We start from the raw sequence: 15656 nt of genomic DNA on the forward strand, positions 1-15656 counted from the left end.
GCGGCGAAGGCTTCGTTGGCTTCGATCAGGTCCAGTTGCTCCAGGGACCAGCCGGCCTTGTCCAGGCAGCGGCGGGTGGCCGACACCGGGCCGATGCCCATGATCGCCGGGTCGACGCCCGCGTTGGCGTAGGCGGCGATCTTCGCCAGCACCGGCAGGCCCAGGGCCTTGGCCTTGGCGGCGCTCATCAGGATCACCGCGGCGGCGCCGTCGTTCAGCGACGAAGCGTTGCCGGCGGTGACCGTGCCGTCCTTCTTGAAGGCCGGTTTGAGCTTGCCCAGGGATTCGGCGGTGGTGCCGGCGCGCGGCTGCTCGTCGGTGGCGAAGGCCACGGGGTCGCCCTTGCGCTGGGGAATCAGGATCGGGGTGATCTCATCGACAAAGCGCCCGCCTTCGATGGCGGCCACGGCCTTCTGCTGCGAGGCGGCGGCAAAGGCGTCCTGGGCTTCGCGGCTGATGCCGTATTTGTCCACCAGGTTCTCGGCGGTGATGCCCATGTGGTAGTCGTTGAAGGCGTCCCACAGGCCGTCGCTGATCATGCTGTCGACGATCTGGCTATGGCCCATGCGCAGGCCGGTGCGGGCGCCGGGCAACACGTAGTTGGCCAGGCTCATGTTCTCCTGGCCGCCGGCGATGATCACCTCGGCGTCGCCGCAGCGGATCGCCTGGGCGCCCAGGTGCAGGGCCTTGAGGCCGGAGCCGCAGACCTTGTTCAGGGTCAGCGCCGGCACGGCGTGGGGCAGGCCGGCCTTGATCGCGGCCTGGCGCGCGGGGTTCTGCCCGGCGCCGGCGGTGAGCACCTGGCCCATGATCACTTCATCGACCTGGGCGCCGTCCAGGCCGGTCTGGGCCAGCAGCTGGCGGATCACCGCGGCACCGAGATCGACCGCAGGGATATTGGCCAGCGAACCCTGGAAACTGCCGACCGCGGTGCGGGTGGCGGCAACGATTACGACGTCTTGCATGGCGCGAATCCTCATTGCTATGGGCGGCATCGGTCGGTGGCTATGGACAGCGGACCGATGCGCGAGAACTTGGAAAATCATGGTTGCATAGAAGGTCGCGACGCCGCCAATCGCGAACCGATGGGTCGCGTTCTGTTCGCCCGGTCGGGTATTACAGGCCCATGCGCCGGCGTGCGCGATGCATCGAGCCATTGCGCACCGCCCAGCGCAGCATTGGCGCACTGCGGTTGACGCTGGCGCGGATCAGTTGGCGTTGCAGCAGACCCTGGTTGACGCCCAGCATGGCGCTGGCCCAGTCGGGCAGCAGGTCGATGCCGGCCTGCATCATCAACGAGCCGAATGGCTTGGCCAGGCGGCTTGGGGCAGGTGCCGCCAAGAGCAAACGCAGCACTTCGCGGCTGCGTTCATCGCAAAGCAACTGAGGGCGCATCCCGGCCAGGTACGCCGCCACGGCCCGGCGCGAGCGCGGCACATCACTGGCGCCAAGACGCTCGGCGATCAGCGCGACTTCCCCGTAGTAACGGTCCTGGTCGGCAGGCGACAGCTGCGGATTGCGATAGCGCAGATGCGCCGCCAGAAAGCTGCTGACTTCGGCCACATGCACCCAGGTCAGCAACTGCGGATCGCTGGCGGCATAGGGCCGGCCGTCTGGCGCGTGGCCGACGATCTGCAGGTGAATGGTGCGCACCTTGTCGATCAGCCATTCGGCATCCTGCCGCGAGCCGAAGGTGGTGCCGGAAATGAACTGCGCGGTACGCCGCAGGCGCCCGATCATGTCTTCCCGGAAATTCGAGTGATCCCAGACCCCGGCCAGGGCCAGCGGGTGCAGGGCCTGCATCAACAAGGCGCTGATGCCGCCGATCAGCATGCTGCTGAAATCGCCATGCACCTGCCAGCAGATAGCGTCCGGGCCGAACAGGCCCGGGTCGCCCTTGGGGTTGTCCAGGTCGAGCTGACCCAGTGACAGGCCACCCAGGCTCATGACTTGGGTTTCGATACGACTGCGAATGAATTCCATACCGCTTGGCTGTTCCTTGGTTGAGGCCCGAGGCCTCGCTCAGAGGTTCAGGCGTTTATCGATCAGGCCCTCGACCACGCTCGGGTCGGCCAGGGTCGAGGTATCGCCCAGGCTGTCGAGTTCGTTGCAGGCGATCTTGCGCAGGATACGCCGCATGATCTTGCCCGAGCGGGTTTTCGGCAAGGCCGGCGCCCACTGGATCAACTCCGGCTTGGCGAAACTGCCGATCTCGCGGCTGACCAGGCTCAACAGCTCCTTCTTCAACTCGTCGCTGGGCTCGACGCCATTCATCGGGGTGACAAAGGCATAGATGCCCTGGCCCTTGAGGTCATGGGGATAACCGACCACCGCGGCCTCGGCGATGCTGTCATGCAGGACCAGGGCGCTCTCGACCTCGGCGGTACCGATGCGATGCCCGGAGACGTTGATCACGTCGTCGATGCGTCCGGTGATCCAGTAATCGCCGTCTTCATCGCGCCGCGCGCCGTCGCCGGTGAAGTAGTAGCCCGGGTAGGGTTTGAAATAGGTCTCGACCATGCGCTGCGGGTCGCCGTAGACACTGCGGATCTGCGCCGGCCAACTGGCCTTGATCGCCAGGATGCCGCTGCCGGCGCCGCTGATTTCCTTGCCGTGCTCGTCCAGCAGCACCGGCTGCACACCGAACATCGGGCGGGTGGCGCAGCCCGGCTTGATGTGGCTGGCGCTGACCAGCGGGCTGAGCATGATGCCGCCGGTTTCGGTCTGCCACCAGGTATCGACAATCGGGCAGCGCTGCTCGCCGACGCTATTGAAATACCACTCCCAGGCTTCCGGGTTGATCGGCTCGCCGACGCTGCCCAGCAGGCGCAGGCTGCTGCGCGAGGTGTGCTGCAGCGGCTCGGGGCCTTCGCGCATCAGCGCGCGCAGGGCGGTGGGGGCGGTGTAGAAGATGTTCACCCGGTGCTTGTCGATGACTTCCCAGAAGCGCGAACTGCTTGGGTAGCTGGGCACGCCCTCGAAGATCAGGGTGGTCGCGCCATTGGCCAGCGGGCCGTAGACGATGTAACTGTGGCCGGTAACCCAGCCGACATCGGCGGTGCACCAGAAGACTTCGCCTTCGCGGTAGTCCAGTACGTATTTGAAGGTCATCGCCGCTTGCAGCAAGTAGCCGCCGGTGGTGTGCAGCACGCCTTTGGGTTTGCCGGTGCTGCCGGAGGTGTAGAGGATGAACAGCGGGTCTTCGGCGTCCATCGGTTGCGGCGGGCAGTCGTCTTCGACGCCGCGCAGGGCCTGGTGATACCAGAGGTCGCGGCCTTCGACCCAGTTCACCGGGTTCTGGGTGCGCTCGACCACCACCACCGTGCTGACGTTCGGGCAGCTTTGCAGGGCCTTGTCGACGTTGTTTTTCAAGGGCACGAACTTGCCGCCGCGTACCCCTTCGTCAGCGGTGATCACAGTGCGGCAGTCGGCATCGAGAATGCGGTCGCGTAGCGCGTCCGGAGAGAATCCGCCAAAGACCACCGAGTGCACTGCGCCGATACGGGTGCAGGCGAGCATGGCGTAGGCCGCCTCGGGAATCATCGGCATGTAGATGCAGACCCGGTCGCCTTTTTTCACGCCGCGGCTTTTCAGGACGTTGGCCAGGCGGCAGACGTAGTGATGGAGTTTTTTGTAGGTGATTTGCAGCGACTCGGCGGGGTCGTCGCCTTCCCAGATGATCGCCACCTGATCGCCGCGTTTTTCCAGGTGGCGGTCGATGCAGTTGTAGCTGACGTTCAACTGGCCGCCGGCGAACCAGCTGGCGGCGCCGGTTTTCAGGTCATAGCGCTGCACGGTTTGCCAGGGGGCGCTCCAGTCGAGAAAGCGGGTGGCCTGTTCGGCCCAGAAGGTGCTGGGGTGCTCGATGGATTCGCGGTACAGCCGCTGGTAGTCGTCCTGACTCAATTGCGCAGCCCGGCGGACGGCATCGGCTTGGGGGAACATGCTGATATCGAACATGACGGTTCCTTATTCTTGTTTTAGCGACAAGCGATAAAGATGCGCCTTGATCGGAAGGGGTTCAAGGGGAGGGCGGTCTTGGGTGACCGATCGTGAATCGGCCCGCTGCTGCGCAATGGAAGGGTTTGCGTAGCAGCGGGCCGGTTCGCGAGGGGATGTTCCAGCGGGCTATCAGCCGCGGTGGCGACCGCGGAAGTAGTTGATCAGGCCCTGGGTCGAAGCATCCTCGGCCGGGGTTTCTTCGCTGCCGACCAGGCGGTTGTAGACGCCCTTGCCCAGCTCTTTGCCCAGCTCCACGCCCCATTGGTCGAAGGCGTTGATGCCCCAGATCACGCTCTGCACGAAAACCTTGTGTTCGTACATCGCCACCAGCGCGCCCAGGCGGCGCGGGCTGATGCGCTCGACCACCAGGGTGTTGCTCGGGCGGTTGCCCGGGATCACCTTGTGCGGTGCCAGCTTCTGGACTTCGGCCTCGCTCATGCCTTTTTCACGCAACTCGGCTTCGGCCTCGGCGCGGGTCTTGCCGAGCATCAGCGCCTGGCTTTGCGACAGGCAGTTGGCGTACAGCCACTGGTGATGGTCGGCGACCGGGTTGAAGCTGACGATAGGCACGATGAAGTCGGCCGGGATCAACTGGGTGCCCTGGTGCAACAGCTGGTGGTACGCGTGCTGACCGTTGCAGCCCACGCCACCCCAGATCACCGGGCCGGTGTCGGTGGAAACCGGCGTGCCGTCCTGGCGCACGCTCTTGCCGTTGGATTCCATGTCCAGCTGCTGCAAGTGCTTGGTGATGTTGCGCAGATAGTGGTCGTACGGCAGGATCGCGTGGCTTTGCGCGCCCCAGAAATTGCCGTACCACACGCCCAGCAGGGCCAGGAGGACCGGCATGTTCTGCTCGAACGGCGCGGTCTGGAAATGCTGGTCCATGGTGTAGGCGCCGGACAGCAGTTCCTTGAAGTTGGACATGCCGATGGCCAGGGCGATCGGCAGGCCGATGGCCGACCACAGCGAGTAACGCCCGCCGACCCAGTCCCACATCGGGAAGATGTTCTCTTCGCGGATGCCGAAGGCCACGGCGGCGGCGTTGTTGCTCGACACCGCGATGAAGTGGCGATACAGCTCGGCCTCGGAACCGCCCTGAGCCAGGTACCAGGCGCGTGCGGCCTGGGCGTTCTTCAGGGTTTCCAGGGTGTTGAAGGATTTCGACGAGACGATGAACAGCGTGGTTTCGGCGCGGATCTTCGACGACAGTTCGTGGAATTCGCTGCCGTCGATATTGGCCAGGTAATGGCAACGCACGCCTTTCTGGGCGTAGGACAACAGGGCTTCGGACACCAGCTCGGGGCCGAGGAACGAACCGCCGATGCCGATGTTGACCACGTCGGTGATCGGCTTCTCGGTGTAGCCGCGCCACAGGCCGTCATGGATGCGCCCGACCAGTTCGGTGATCTGGTTCAGCACCTTGTGCACTTCCGGCATCACGTTGACGCCGTTGACCGACAGCTTGTCGCCCACTGGACGGCGCAGGGCGGTGTGCAGGGCCGGACGGCCTTCGGAAGAGTTGACCAGCTCACCGGCGAACAGCGCCTTGATCGCATCCTGCAGACCGGCTTCGTTGGCCAGGCCCACCAGCAGATTGCGGGTTTCGGGGGTGATCAGGTTCTTCGAGTAATCGAGAAAAAGCCCACAGCCGCTGAGGCTGAATTGATGAAAGCGCTGCGGGTCGGCATTGAAGGCCTCGCGCATGCTGAAATCCTGCATGGCTTGGCGGTGGTCATTCAACGCTTGCCAGGCGGGCAGAGCGGTAACGTCGTGAGGAGTGCGGTAGTACGCCATCGCTGCGGTTTTCCTTTTACTTGAACTGCCTGTTGGACACTGAAAAGCCCGGAACGTCCTGCTTGAAGAATAACGTTCGGTCAAACCTGCGCTGACACGATTAAGCACGCAGGGCGATTACAGTAACTCTCGCGTGCTGATCTGTCTTGGCTTTGTCTGACCTGCGGCCGGTACTTTTTTATACCGGCGCCTCAGAGCCGCGCAACGAGCAGGATTTCAGGGGTGAGAATGACTGGGGCTCAGGCGACCTGAACCGGAATGGCATGGCTGGTGTGGCTCAGCTCGTTGCCCGGCGCCATATAGAGCATGCGCGGCTTGAAGTTGAGCAGTTCGGCTTCGCTGTAGTGAGCGTAAGCGCAGATGATCACCCGGTCGCCAACCTTGGCCTTGTGCGCGGCGGCGCCGTTGACCGAGATCATGCGCGAGCCTTCCTCGCCACGAATGGCGTAGGTGGTGAAGCGTTCGCCATTGTCGACGTTGTAGATCTGGATCTGTTCGTACTCACGGATACCGGACAAGTCCAGCCATTCGCCGTCGATGGCGCAGGAGCCTTCGTAGTCGAGCACAGCGTGGGTGACTTCGGCGCGATGCAGCTTGGCCTTGAGCATGATGGCGTGCATGAGTGGTTCTCTCGGTCGGATCCTCGAACAGGGCCCGCAGCATCGCTGCAGGCCCCGGGCGGCGGCAGTTTGCCCGAAGGTCGGGCTTCGGGCAATCGGCCTTTGGGACCTAGGCGTCGAGGTCCAGATGCAGGTTGTCGATCAGGCGGGTAGCGCCCAGATAGGCCGCCGCCAGAATCACCAGGTCGCGGTCTTGCGCGGTGGCCGGGCGCAGGGTCCGGGCGTGGCGGATTTCCAGGTAATCCGGGCGGAAGCCGGCGGCTTCGAGCACCTGTTTTTGCTCGTCCAGCAGCTTTGGATAGTCCCGCTGACCCTGGCTGATGGCCTGGGCGATCTGGGTCAGGCCACGATAGATCGCCGGGGCGATGGCACGTTGTTCTTCGCTCAGGTAGCCGTTGCGCGACGACAGCGCGAGGCCGTCGGCGGCGCGCACGGTGGGCTCGCCGATGATCTGGATCGGCATGTTCAGGTCATGCACCAGGGCACGGATCACCGCCAGTTGCTGGAAGTCCTTCTGGCCGAAGACCGCAAGGTCCGGCTGCACCATGTTGAACAGCTTGCTGACCACCGTGGCCACCCCTTCGAAATGCCCGGGACGGCTGGCGCCGCACAGGCCTTCGGAGAGTTGCGGCACGCTGACCCGGGTCTGGCCGTCCATGCCGTCGGGATACATCTCTTCGACGCTAGGGGCGAACAGCAGATGGCAACCGGCTTGCAAGAGCTTTTCCTGGTCGGCGGCCAGGGTTCGCGGGTACTTGTCGAGGTCTTCGCCAGCGCCGAATTGCAGCGGGTTGACGAAGATGCTCGCCACCACGAAATCCACTCGCTGGGCCGCCTTGGTCACCAGGGCGGCATGACCGCTGTGCAGGTTGCCCATGGTCGGCACGAAGCCGATGCGCTTGCCCTCGCTGCGGGCACGGGCCACGGCGGCACGCAGTTCACGTACGGTTTTTACAGTATTCATGCAGAAAACCCGTGTTCGGCGCCTGGGAAGGTCACGGCCTTGACCTCACTGACATAGGCGCTCAGGGCGGCCTGGATGCTTTCCTGGCCGGCCATGAAGTTCTTCACGAACTTCGGTGCGCGACCGCTCAGGGACAGGCCCAGCATGTCGTGCAGAACCAGCACCTGACCGTCGGTGGCGCTGCCGGCACCGATGCCGATTACCGGAATATTCACCGCCTGGGTGATTTCCGCCGCCAGTTCGCTCGGCACGCATTCGAGCAGCAGCATCGCCGCGCCGGCCGCTTCCAGGGCGATGGCGTCGGCACGCATCTGCCGGGCCTGGTTTTCGTTACGTCCCTGAACCTTGTAGCCGCCGAGGATGTTCACCGATTGCGGGGTCAGGCCCATGTGGGCGCAGACCGGGATACCGCGCTCGGCCAGCAGGCGGATGGATTCGGCCAGCCACAACGCGCCTTCGACCTTGATCATGTGCGCACCGGCCTGCATCAACTGGGCGCTGTTGTTCAGGGCCTGTTCGGTGGTGGCGTAGGCCATGAACGGCAGGTCGGCGAGGATCAGGGCGCCACTGTTGCCGCGTTTGACTGCGGCGACGTGGTAGGCCATCTCGTCGGTAGTGACTGGCAGTGTGCTGTCGTGCCCTTGCAAGACCATGCCGAGGGAGTCGCCCACCAGCAGTACTTCAACGCCGGCCTGGCAACAGGTGTGGGCGAAGGTCGCGTCATAGCAGGTCAGCATGGTGATTTTCTCACCTTTCTGCTTGAGGCCTTGCAGGGTGGTCAGGGTGATGTCTGGCATGAAAAAGGGTCCTCATTCAGGCGCTCTGGAAACTGCTGCGAGTAACGCGCGTGATTCTTATCTATACAGGCGCACGGTCTGTTGTCGTGCTTATAAGGCCTGGATTGCGCCCTGTAACGCCGTGTTGGCGGCAACGGGACGCCTATAGTCGTGAGGAGAACTCGGGAAGTCAATTGCATGTGTTACCGCATTGTTACGGCGTGAGTGTTACCGCCGTAACTGATGCGTTTCAGCAGTCAGGCCAGACGTTCCAGGCCGACAAATGGGCAGGCGGCGAGCAGATCGTGCAGGTGGCGACCGTCGGCCAGTTGCAGGTCGGCGGGGGCCAGTTCGGCCAGGGGATAGAGGACAAAGGCCCGGGCCTGCATGTGGTAATGCGGGACCTTGAGCCGCGGTTCGTCGATCAGGCGATCGCCGAACAGCAGGATGTCCAGGTCCAGGGTGCGCGGCCCCCAGCGCTCGAGGCGCTCGCGGCCCTGGCCGTTTTCGATGGCTTGCAGCGCGTCCAGCAGTTCGAGAGGCGCGAGGCTGCTGTCCAGGGCGGCCACGGCGTTGGTGTAGCGCGGTTGGCCGGGCAGCAGGGAGTCGCTTTGATAGAAGGCCGAGACGCCTGCCAGTTGGCTGTGTGGCAACTGCGCCAGCGCGTCGATCGCACTGCGCAATTGCTCTGCCGGGGCAGCCAGGTTGCTGCCCATGCCGATGTAGATGCGTTCCATCGGGTTATTCGCCGGAAGCGCTCGGTGCGCCGGCGGTGGCGCGCTTGCGTTTGGCGCCACTGCTGCGACGACGCTTGCGTGGACCTGTGCCGGCTTCGTCCTTGCCGCTCAAGTCGCGAATCATGTCGCGGCGACCGGCATCGTTGGCGTCCTGATAGTCGGTCCACCATTCGCCCAGGCCATCGGTCTGCTCGCCAGCGCTTTCGCGCAGCAGCAGGAAATCATAACCGGCGCGGAACCGCGGGTTGTCCAGCAACTGGTCGGCGCGCTTGCCGCTGCGACGTGGCAGGCGTTCCTGCATGTCCCAGATTTCGCGGATCGGCATGGTGAAGCGTTTTGGAATGGCGATGCGCTGGCACTGTTCGCTGATCAATTCGTGAGCAGCTTCCTGCATCGCCGGAATCGGCGGCATGCCGCGTTCCTGGAGGCGCAGCACGCGAGCCGGCAGGGCAGGCCACAGCAGCGCGGCGAACAGGAAAGCCGGGGTGACCGGCTTGTTCTGCTTGATGCGCAGGTCGGTATTGATCAGGGCTTCGCTGATCAGGGTATGGGTGTAGGTCGGGTTGTACTCCAGTGCCTCGGCGCTGGCCGGGAACAGCGGATCGAACAGCTGCAGGTCGACCAGCATCTCGAAGGTGTCGGCGGCATGGCCGGACAGGAACAGCTTGAGCACTTCCTCGAACAGGCGTGCCGAAGGGATTTCCCGCAGCATGGGCGCCAGGTCGCGGATCGGCGTGGCGGTGTGTTTCTCGATGCCGAAATCCAGCTTGGCGGCGAAGCGCACGGCCCGCAGCATGCGTACCGGATCTTCCTGGTAGCGCTGGCGCGGATCGCCGATCAGGCGGACCAGGTGATTGCGGATGTCGTGTACGCCGTTGGCGTAGTCGAGGATGCGCTCGCTGACCGGATCGTAATACAGAGCATTGATGGTGAAGTCGCGGCGCTGGGCGTCCTCTTCGAGGGTGCCGTACACGTTGTCGCGCAGGATACGCCCGCTTTCGTTGCGCGAGGACTGGTTGCTGTCTTCCTCTTCATCGTTTTGCGGGTGATTGGCGCGGAAGGTCGCGACCTCGATGATTTCGCGGCCGAAGTGGATATGCACCAGCTTGAACCGACGGCCGATGATCCGGGCGTTGCGGAATTCGGCCCGCACCTGTTCCGGCGTGGCGCTGGTGGCGACGTCGAAATCCTTGGGGGTGATATTGAGCAGCATGTCGCGCACGCAGCCGCCGACCAGGTAGGCCTGGTAGCCGGCGTTCTGCAGGCGTTCGACGATGTTCACCGCATAACGGCTGAACTGGGCGCGTTGCAGCGAGTGTTGGCTGCTGTTGAGCACTTCAGGCGTGCTGCGTTTGTGTTGCGTACGACGCAAGGGAGAACGGAATGACTGGAACAACTTCTTCAGCATGGGATGCACTGTTTGAAGGAATGTTCGGCCATAACGAAGAATGACCGCATGATGGGCGGGGATTCTAGCATTTAGTCGGGGGATGGTGTAGGAAGCTGCGGCGAGTCGTGCGCGGCGCTTTGGAACGCGGGTTGGCGGGGTTTTGCGTGAGTAAAACCGTAATCGCGGAAACCACAAGGGGAGCCGAAGCTCCCCCAGAAGTGTTTGCGTGCTCTATTTTTATTATTGGTTTCGGGCTTCTTGTTTTTGTTTAACGCCCTTGCCACCTGGTTAACCCAGAGTGACCCTCCCAATCGGGAGCCAAGAGCAAACGGATTGCTTTGGTCGCTGTGTTGCAATGATCAGTGATCCAACCAGTTCAGGCTCTGCCTTAGGGCAGTTTTTGTTGTTCTCGGCCTGGTTGTGGGGCAAGCCCCAATGACAACGCCTCTCCAAAAGAATCAGTTAGCTGCGCCTCCGCCGTGTTGTTTTTATTGTGCGTGAGTCGATTCGTCTTATTTTTATTGTCTTATGCATTGCTTGTTATTGTTCTTGTACCAAACATATAGCAGGTGCCGTGCCAACTTTTGCGAGGCCCAGTAAAACAAGGGGTTAGGCGCGGTTATGAGGTTTCTCCAGGCGAAAAAAAGCCGGGGCTTCGTTACCGTAAGCCCCGGCTTTTGTTACGTGAAATGACTGAGGTAACAGTTTTTTCACAAGATCGCGTGTTACCCGCAACCCGTTACCGCCGGACTTCAGCTTTCGCTGGCGACCCCGGTCTTGCGCCGTGGGATGCCCAGGCGCTGGCGACGTTCCCACAGGCATTTGCGGCTGACGCCGAGTTTGCGGGCCAGTTCGGTCTCGGTCATGTGGTCCTGGTGCTCGAGAACGAAATGCTGGAAGTAGTCTTCCAGCGACAGGTCTTCGGTCGGCTCATGGCTGCTGTTGTTGGCGTTGGCGGCCTGGGGCGCCAGGCCGATGAATTCGTCGTCTTCCAGGTCGCTCAGTTCGATATCGATACCCAGCAGCTCCGCAGAGATTTCCGGGCTTTCGCACAGGATGACCGAGCGCTCGACGGCGTTTTCCAGTTCGCGAACGTTACCTGGCCAAGAGTAGTGGCGAATGGCTTGCTCGGCGTCCGGGGCGAACTTCAGGTCCGTGCGGCCCACGCGCGCGCTCTGGCGGGCGAGGAAGGCATTGGCGATTTCGTTGACGTCGGCGCCGCGTTCGCGCAGGGCTGGCAGTTTCAGGGCGATCACGTGCAGGCGGTAATACAGGTCTTCACGGAACTGGCCGATCTTGGCCAGGCTCTTGAGGTCGCGGTGGGTCGCGGCGATCAGGCGCACATCGACCTTCTGCGACTGCACCGAGCCGACCCGGCGGATCTCGCCTTCCTGCAGCACGCGCAACAGGCGGGCCTGGGCTTCGAGTGGCAATTCGCCGATTTCGTCGAGGAACAAGGTGCCGCCGTCCGCCGCTTCCACCAGGCCGGCGCGCCCGGCGCTGGCACCGGTGAAGGCGCCTTTTTCGTGACCGAACAGCTCGGACTCGATCAGGGTTTCCGGAATGGCCGCGCAGTTCACCGAAATCATCGGCGCCTTGGCGCGCTTGGACAGGTTGTGCAGGGCGCGGGCCACCAGTTCCTTGCCGGTCCCGGATTCACCCTGGATCAGTACATTGGAGTCTGTCGGGGCGACCTTGCGGATCTTGCTGTACAGGTCCTGCATCGGTGGGCAGGAGCCGATGATGCCGATTTCGCCGTTGCTGGCGTTGGCACCGGCCTTGTCCGCGCCGTTGCCCGACTTGGCGGCCGGACGCTCGTTGGGGCTGCTCTGCGCGGTCTGGCGGTCGCGCAGGATGCGCGCCACGGCCTGGAGCATTTCGTCGTGATCGAAAGGCTTGGCGATGTAGTCCACCGCGCCCATCTTCATCGAATCGACCGCCGAGCGCAGGCTGGCGTAGCTGGTCATGATCAGCACCGGGGTGCCCTGGCCGAGCTTGATCAGTTCGGTGCCGGGGGCGCCTGGCAGGCGCAGGTCGCTGACGATCAGGTCGAACGTGGGAATGCTGAAACGCTCTTGTGCTTCCTGCACGGAACCGGCTTCGCTGACCTGGTACTGGTTGCGTTCCAGCAGGCGGCGCAAGGCGGAGCGGATAATTGTTTCGTCTTCGACGATCAAAATGTGCGGCATTGATTCGATTCTCTCGACGGTCTCAGTTCACAGCGGACGTCGCTTCGACATGACGCGGTAAGGTCACCCGGATACGGGTGCCGCGTTGGCTTTCGGTGTCAGCCGGGCTGTCGATGGTGATTTGTCCATAATGCTCTTCAACGATGGAATAGACCAGTGCAAGGCCCAGTCCGGTGCCCTCGCCAGGATCCTTGGTGGTGAAGAAGGGTTCGAACAGTCGATCCATGATGCTCGACGGGATACCGCTGCCTTCGTCTTCGACGATCAGGTCGATCGTGTGTTCGCCGGCCTCGCTCTTGACCCGTACCGCGCTGCCCGCCGGTGAGGCGTCGCGGGCATTGGATAGCAGGTTGATCAGTACCTGGGCGAGCCGCTGCGGGTCGCCGTCGACCCAGTGGTCCGGATCGCACAGGTTAAAGAACTGCACCTCGAAATTGCGTCGATTCAGCGCCAGCAGACCAATGGCATCCTGCGCCACCTCGGCCAGGCACACGGCTTCGTCGTTGTGCTGGTGGCTGCCGGCGTGGGCGAAGCTCATCAGCGACTGGACGATGCGTGACACGCGTTTGGTCTGTTCGAGGATCTGGCCGCTGATTTCGGTGAGTTCGCCGTCTTCTTCGCGCTCTTCGCGCAGGTTCTGCGCCAGGCAGGCGATACCGGTGATCGGGTTGCCGATTTCGTGGGCCACGCCGGCGGCCAGGCGGCCGATGCTGGCCAGCCGCTCGGAATGCACCAGCTTGTCTTCGAGCATCTGGGTTTCGGTCAGGTCTTCCACCAGCAGCACCAGGCCGCTGTTGCCCGGGGCCAGGGGTTCGTCGATGGCGGCCTTGTGCAGGTTCAGCCAGCGGGTCTGGCCGTCGAGGGCCAGGTGCTGTTTATGCAGATGTTCATCGGGGACGTTGATGAAACCTTGCAGCAGCTCCCTCCAGGGATCGGCGATGGTGCTCAGGCGCGAACCGACCACATGCTGCGCCGGAATGCTGGTCAGCTCTTCCATGGCCTTGTTCCACATGAGGATTTCCTGGTCCTTGGCCAGGGAACAGACGCCCATCGGCAGTTCCTGCAAGGTCTGGCGGTGGTAGCGGCGCAAGGCATCGAGCTCGGCGGCCAGGCCGGTCAGGCGCGAGTGGTAGTCCTCGAGCCGGCTTTCGATGAAGTGAATGTCTTCGGTCACGTAGTTTTCGCCGCCGGCCTTGTAGGGCAGGAAGGTTTCCACCATGTCCTGGGCCACGCTGGGGCCCATCAGGCCGGACAGGTTGGCTTCGATGCGGTCGCGCAAACGGCGCAGGGCATAGGGGCGGCGCTCGTCGAAGGGCAGGTACAGGTCGCGCAGCGCCTGCTCGACTTCCTTCTGCGCGGCCTTGGCGCCCAGGGGCTTGGCCAGCTGGGTAGCGAACTCCTGGGGCGAGGCGGCATGCAGTTCGCGACGTTGCGGCCGACGCACGTTATCCACCGCGCAGGCTTCGGCGGCGCTGGCTTCTTCGGAACTGGCGTTGGTGAACAGCGAAATCAGGGTGAACATCAGAACGTTGGCAGCCAGCGAGGCGATGGCCGCCATGTGCCAGCTGGTGTCGTCCAGCACATAGATCATGTTCAGCAGCGGTATATAGAAGCCCTGCAGGTTACCGATCAGCGGCAGCAGCATGGTCACCAGCCACACCAGTGTCCCGGCCATCAGCCCGGCGATGAAACCGCGTCGGTTGGCGGTCGGCCAGTACAGCACCGAGAGCACGCCGGGGAGGAACTGCAGGGTCGCGACAAAGGCCACAATGCCGAGGTTGGCCAGGTCCTGCTCGGCCCCCAGCAGCAGGTAAAAGGCATAGCCGGCCATGATGATGGCCACGATCAGCGCGCGGCGGGTCCATTTCAGCCAGCGGTAGATGTTGCCTTCGGCTGGTGGCTGATACAGCGGCAGCACCAGATGGTTGAGGGCCATCCCCGACAGCGCCAGGGTGGTGACGATGATCAGGCCGCTGGCGGCGGAAAGCCCACCAATGTAGGCCATCAAGGCCAATGCCGGTTTGTTGGCGGCGATACCAATGCCGAGGGTGAAGTACTCGGGGTTGGTGGTGGCGCCCAGTTTCAGGCCGGCCCAGAGGATCAGCGGCACCGCCAGGCTCATCAGCAACAGGAACAGCGGCAAGCCCCAGCTGGCACTGACCAGCGAGCGCGGGTTGAGGTTCTCGGTGAAGGTCATGTGGTACATGTGCGGCATCACGATCGCCGAGGCGAAGAACACCAGCAGCAGGGTGCGCCACGGTCCTTCCTGCAGCGGTGTATGCAGGGCGGCGAGGGCGGTCTGGTTCTGCAACAGCCAGAGTTCCAGCTGTTGTGGCCCATCGAACACGCCGTACAGGGCATAGAGGCCGACACCGCCGATGGCGATCAGCTTGATCACCGATTCGAAGGCGATGGCGAACACCAGGCCTTCGTGTTTTTCCCGGGTGGCAATGTGCCGGGAGCCGAAGAAGATGGTGAACAGAGTGATCAGCGCACAGAAGCTCAGGGCGACCCGGTGTTGCACCGGTTCGCGGGTGAGGATGCCGATGGAGTCCGCGACCGCCTGGATCTGCAAGGCCAGCAGGGGCAATACGCCGACCAGCATGATCACCGTGGTCAGCGCACCGGCCCAGGTGCTGCGAAAACGGAAGGCGAACAGATCGGCCAGCGACGACAGTTGATAGGTGCGGGTGATTTTCAGGATCGGGTAAAGCAGCACCGGCGCCAGCAGGAAGGCGCCGGAAACCCCGAGATAGCTGGAAAGAAAACCGTAGCCGTACTGATAGGCCAGGCCAACCGTGCCGTAAAAGGCCCAGGCGCTGGCGTAGACCCCCAGAGACAGGGTGTAGGTCAGCGGGTGGCGGATGATCGAGCGCGGGATCATGCCGCGTTCGCTGATCCAGGCCACCCCGAACAGCACCAGCAGGTACGCGGCGCTGATCAGGATCATCTGGGTCAGGCTAAAGCTCATCGGCATCTTTTTGGCTCTGCAGGATGAAGGTCACGACGATCAGGATCAGCCAGAGCAGATACGGGCGATACCAGGCGCCCGTAGCATCGATCCACCAATCCATGATGGCGGGGGAGAACAGATAGATCCCCACTACCAGCAGCAGGACCAAGCGATAGATGTACATCTCGGCCTCTCTTTATTGTGTGCGTGCCCGAAAACGTGCGGCGATGG

Annotated in this window: 12 protein-coding genes; all 12 read right to left on the reverse strand. The window is 63.2% G+C overall.

Features of this window, described 5'->3' with window-relative positions:
• Positions 1-965 (reverse strand): acetyl-CoA C-acyltransferase (locus PVZ78_RS21160; RefSeq protein WP_273829202.1); only part of this gene is annotated, 965 nt, incomplete at its 3' end.
• A 151-nt stretch (positions 966-1116) separates the two neighbouring features.
• Positions 1117-1983, reverse strand: coding sequence for an oxygenase MpaB family protein (locus PVZ78_RS21165; RefSeq protein ID WP_273829207.1), 867 nt, complete (start codon positions 1981-1983; stop codon positions 1117-1119).
• Between the two features lie 39 nt (positions 1984-2022).
• Positions 2023-3960, reverse strand: a complete 1938-nt coding sequence (gene acs / locus PVZ78_RS21170) for an acetate--CoA ligase (protein ID WP_273829208.1) — start codon at positions 3958-3960, stop codon at positions 2023-2025.
• Between the two features lie 171 nt (positions 3961-4131).
• A complete protein-coding gene (gene pgi, locus PVZ78_RS21175; RefSeq protein ID WP_009050900.1) occupies positions 4132-5796 on the reverse strand; it encodes a glucose-6-phosphate isomerase in 1665 nt (554 codons plus the stop codon).
• A gap of 239 nt (positions 5797-6035) precedes the next feature.
• On the reverse strand, positions 6036-6416 hold the full coding sequence (panD, locus tag PVZ78_RS21180; protein WP_007924662.1) for an aspartate 1-decarboxylase: 381 nt from the start codon (positions 6414-6416) through the stop codon (positions 6036-6038).
• 109 nt (positions 6417-6525) lie between these two features.
• Entirely contained in the window at positions 6526-7380 is an 855-nt protein-coding gene (gene panC / locus PVZ78_RS21185) for a pantoate--beta-alanine ligase (protein ID WP_009050899.1), read from the reverse strand.
• The gene (panB, locus tag PVZ78_RS21190; protein WP_016703666.1) at positions 7377-8177 is read right to left on the reverse strand and encodes a 3-methyl-2-oxobutanoate hydroxymethyltransferase; all 801 of its coding nucleotides are present in this window, start codon (positions 8175-8177) and stop codon (positions 7377-7379) included. Before panB ends, panC begins: the two co-directional genes overlap by 4 nt.
• A gap of 236 nt (positions 8178-8413) precedes the next feature.
• Positions 8414-8893, reverse strand: a complete 480-nt coding sequence (folK, locus tag PVZ78_RS21195; protein WP_016703665.1) for a 2-amino-4-hydroxy-6-hydroxymethyldihydropteridine diphosphokinase — start codon at positions 8891-8893, stop codon at positions 8414-8416.
• 4 nt (positions 8894-8897) lie between these two features.
• Positions 8898-10301: a polynucleotide adenylyltransferase PcnB gene (locus PVZ78_RS21200; protein ID WP_009050896.1), complete on the reverse strand. Its 1404-nt coding sequence runs from the start codon at positions 10299-10301 to the stop codon at positions 8898-8900.
• A gap of 734 nt (positions 10302-11035) precedes the next feature.
• On the reverse strand, positions 11036-12472 hold the full coding sequence (locus PVZ78_RS21205) for a sigma-54-dependent transcriptional regulator (RefSeq protein WP_009050895.1): 1437 nt from the start codon (positions 12470-12472) through the stop codon (positions 11036-11038).
• Between the two features lie 22 nt (positions 12473-12494).
• Positions 12495-15449 (reverse strand): sensor histidine kinase, encoded by a 2955-nt coding sequence (locus tag PVZ78_RS21210; RefSeq protein ID WP_009050894.1) that lies wholly within the window; start codon positions 15447-15449, stop codon positions 12495-12497.
• Positions 15433-15609 (reverse strand): hypothetical protein, encoded by a 177-nt coding sequence (locus PVZ78_RS21215; RefSeq protein WP_003176118.1) that lies wholly within the window; start codon positions 15607-15609, stop codon positions 15433-15435. Before PVZ78_RS21215 ends, PVZ78_RS21210 begins: the two co-directional genes overlap by 17 nt.
• Positions 15610-15656: the final 47 nt, after the last annotated feature.

The sequence above is a fragment of the Pseudomonas sp. SBT1-2 genome (assembly GCF_028640875.1).
Lineage (GTDB): Bacteria > Pseudomonadota > Gammaproteobacteria > Pseudomonadales > Pseudomonadaceae > Aquipseudomonas > Aquipseudomonas chlororaphis_I.

Excerpts from the sequence above, each read along its gene's own strand:
- PVZ78_RS21215 (WP_003176118.1), bottom strand. The coding sequence starts at position 15,609 with ATGTACATCTATCGCTTGGTCCTGCTGCTGGTAGTGGGGATCTATCTG.
- PVZ78_RS21210 (WP_009050894.1), bottom strand. The coding sequence starts at position 15,449 with ATGCCGATGAGCTTTAGCCTGACCCAGATGATCCTGATCAGCGCCGCG.
- panB (WP_016703666.1), bottom strand. The coding sequence starts at position 8,177 with ATGCCAGACATCACCCTGACCACCCTGCAAGGCCTCAAGCAGAAAGGT.
- acs (WP_273829208.1), bottom strand. The coding sequence starts at position 3,960 with ATGTTCGATATCAGCATGTTCCCCCAAGCCGATGCCGTCCGCCGGGCT.
- pgi (WP_009050900.1), bottom strand. The coding sequence starts at position 5,796 with ATGGCGTACTACCGCACTCCTCACGACGTTACCGCTCTGCCCGCCTGG.
- panC (WP_009050899.1), bottom strand. The coding sequence starts at position 7,380 with ATGAATACTGTAAAAACCGTACGTGAACTGCGTGCCGCCGTGGCCCGT.
- PVZ78_RS21165 (WP_273829207.1), bottom strand. The coding sequence starts at position 1,983 with ATGGAATTCATTCGCAGTCGTATCGAAACCCAAGTCATGAGCCTGGGT.
- PVZ78_RS21200 (WP_009050896.1), bottom strand. The coding sequence starts at position 10,301 with ATGCTGAAGAAGTTGTTCCAGTCATTCCGTTCTCCCTTGCGTCGTACG.
- PVZ78_RS21205 (WP_009050895.1), bottom strand. The coding sequence starts at position 12,472 with ATGCCGCACATTTTGATCGTCGAAGACGAAACAATTATCCGCTCCGCC.
- panD (WP_007924662.1), bottom strand. The coding sequence starts at position 6,416 with ATGCACGCCATCATGCTCAAGGCCAAGCTGCATCGCGCCGAAGTCACC.
- folK (WP_016703665.1), bottom strand. The coding sequence starts at position 8,893 with ATGGAACGCATCTACATCGGCATGGGCAGCAACCTGGCTGCCCCGGCA.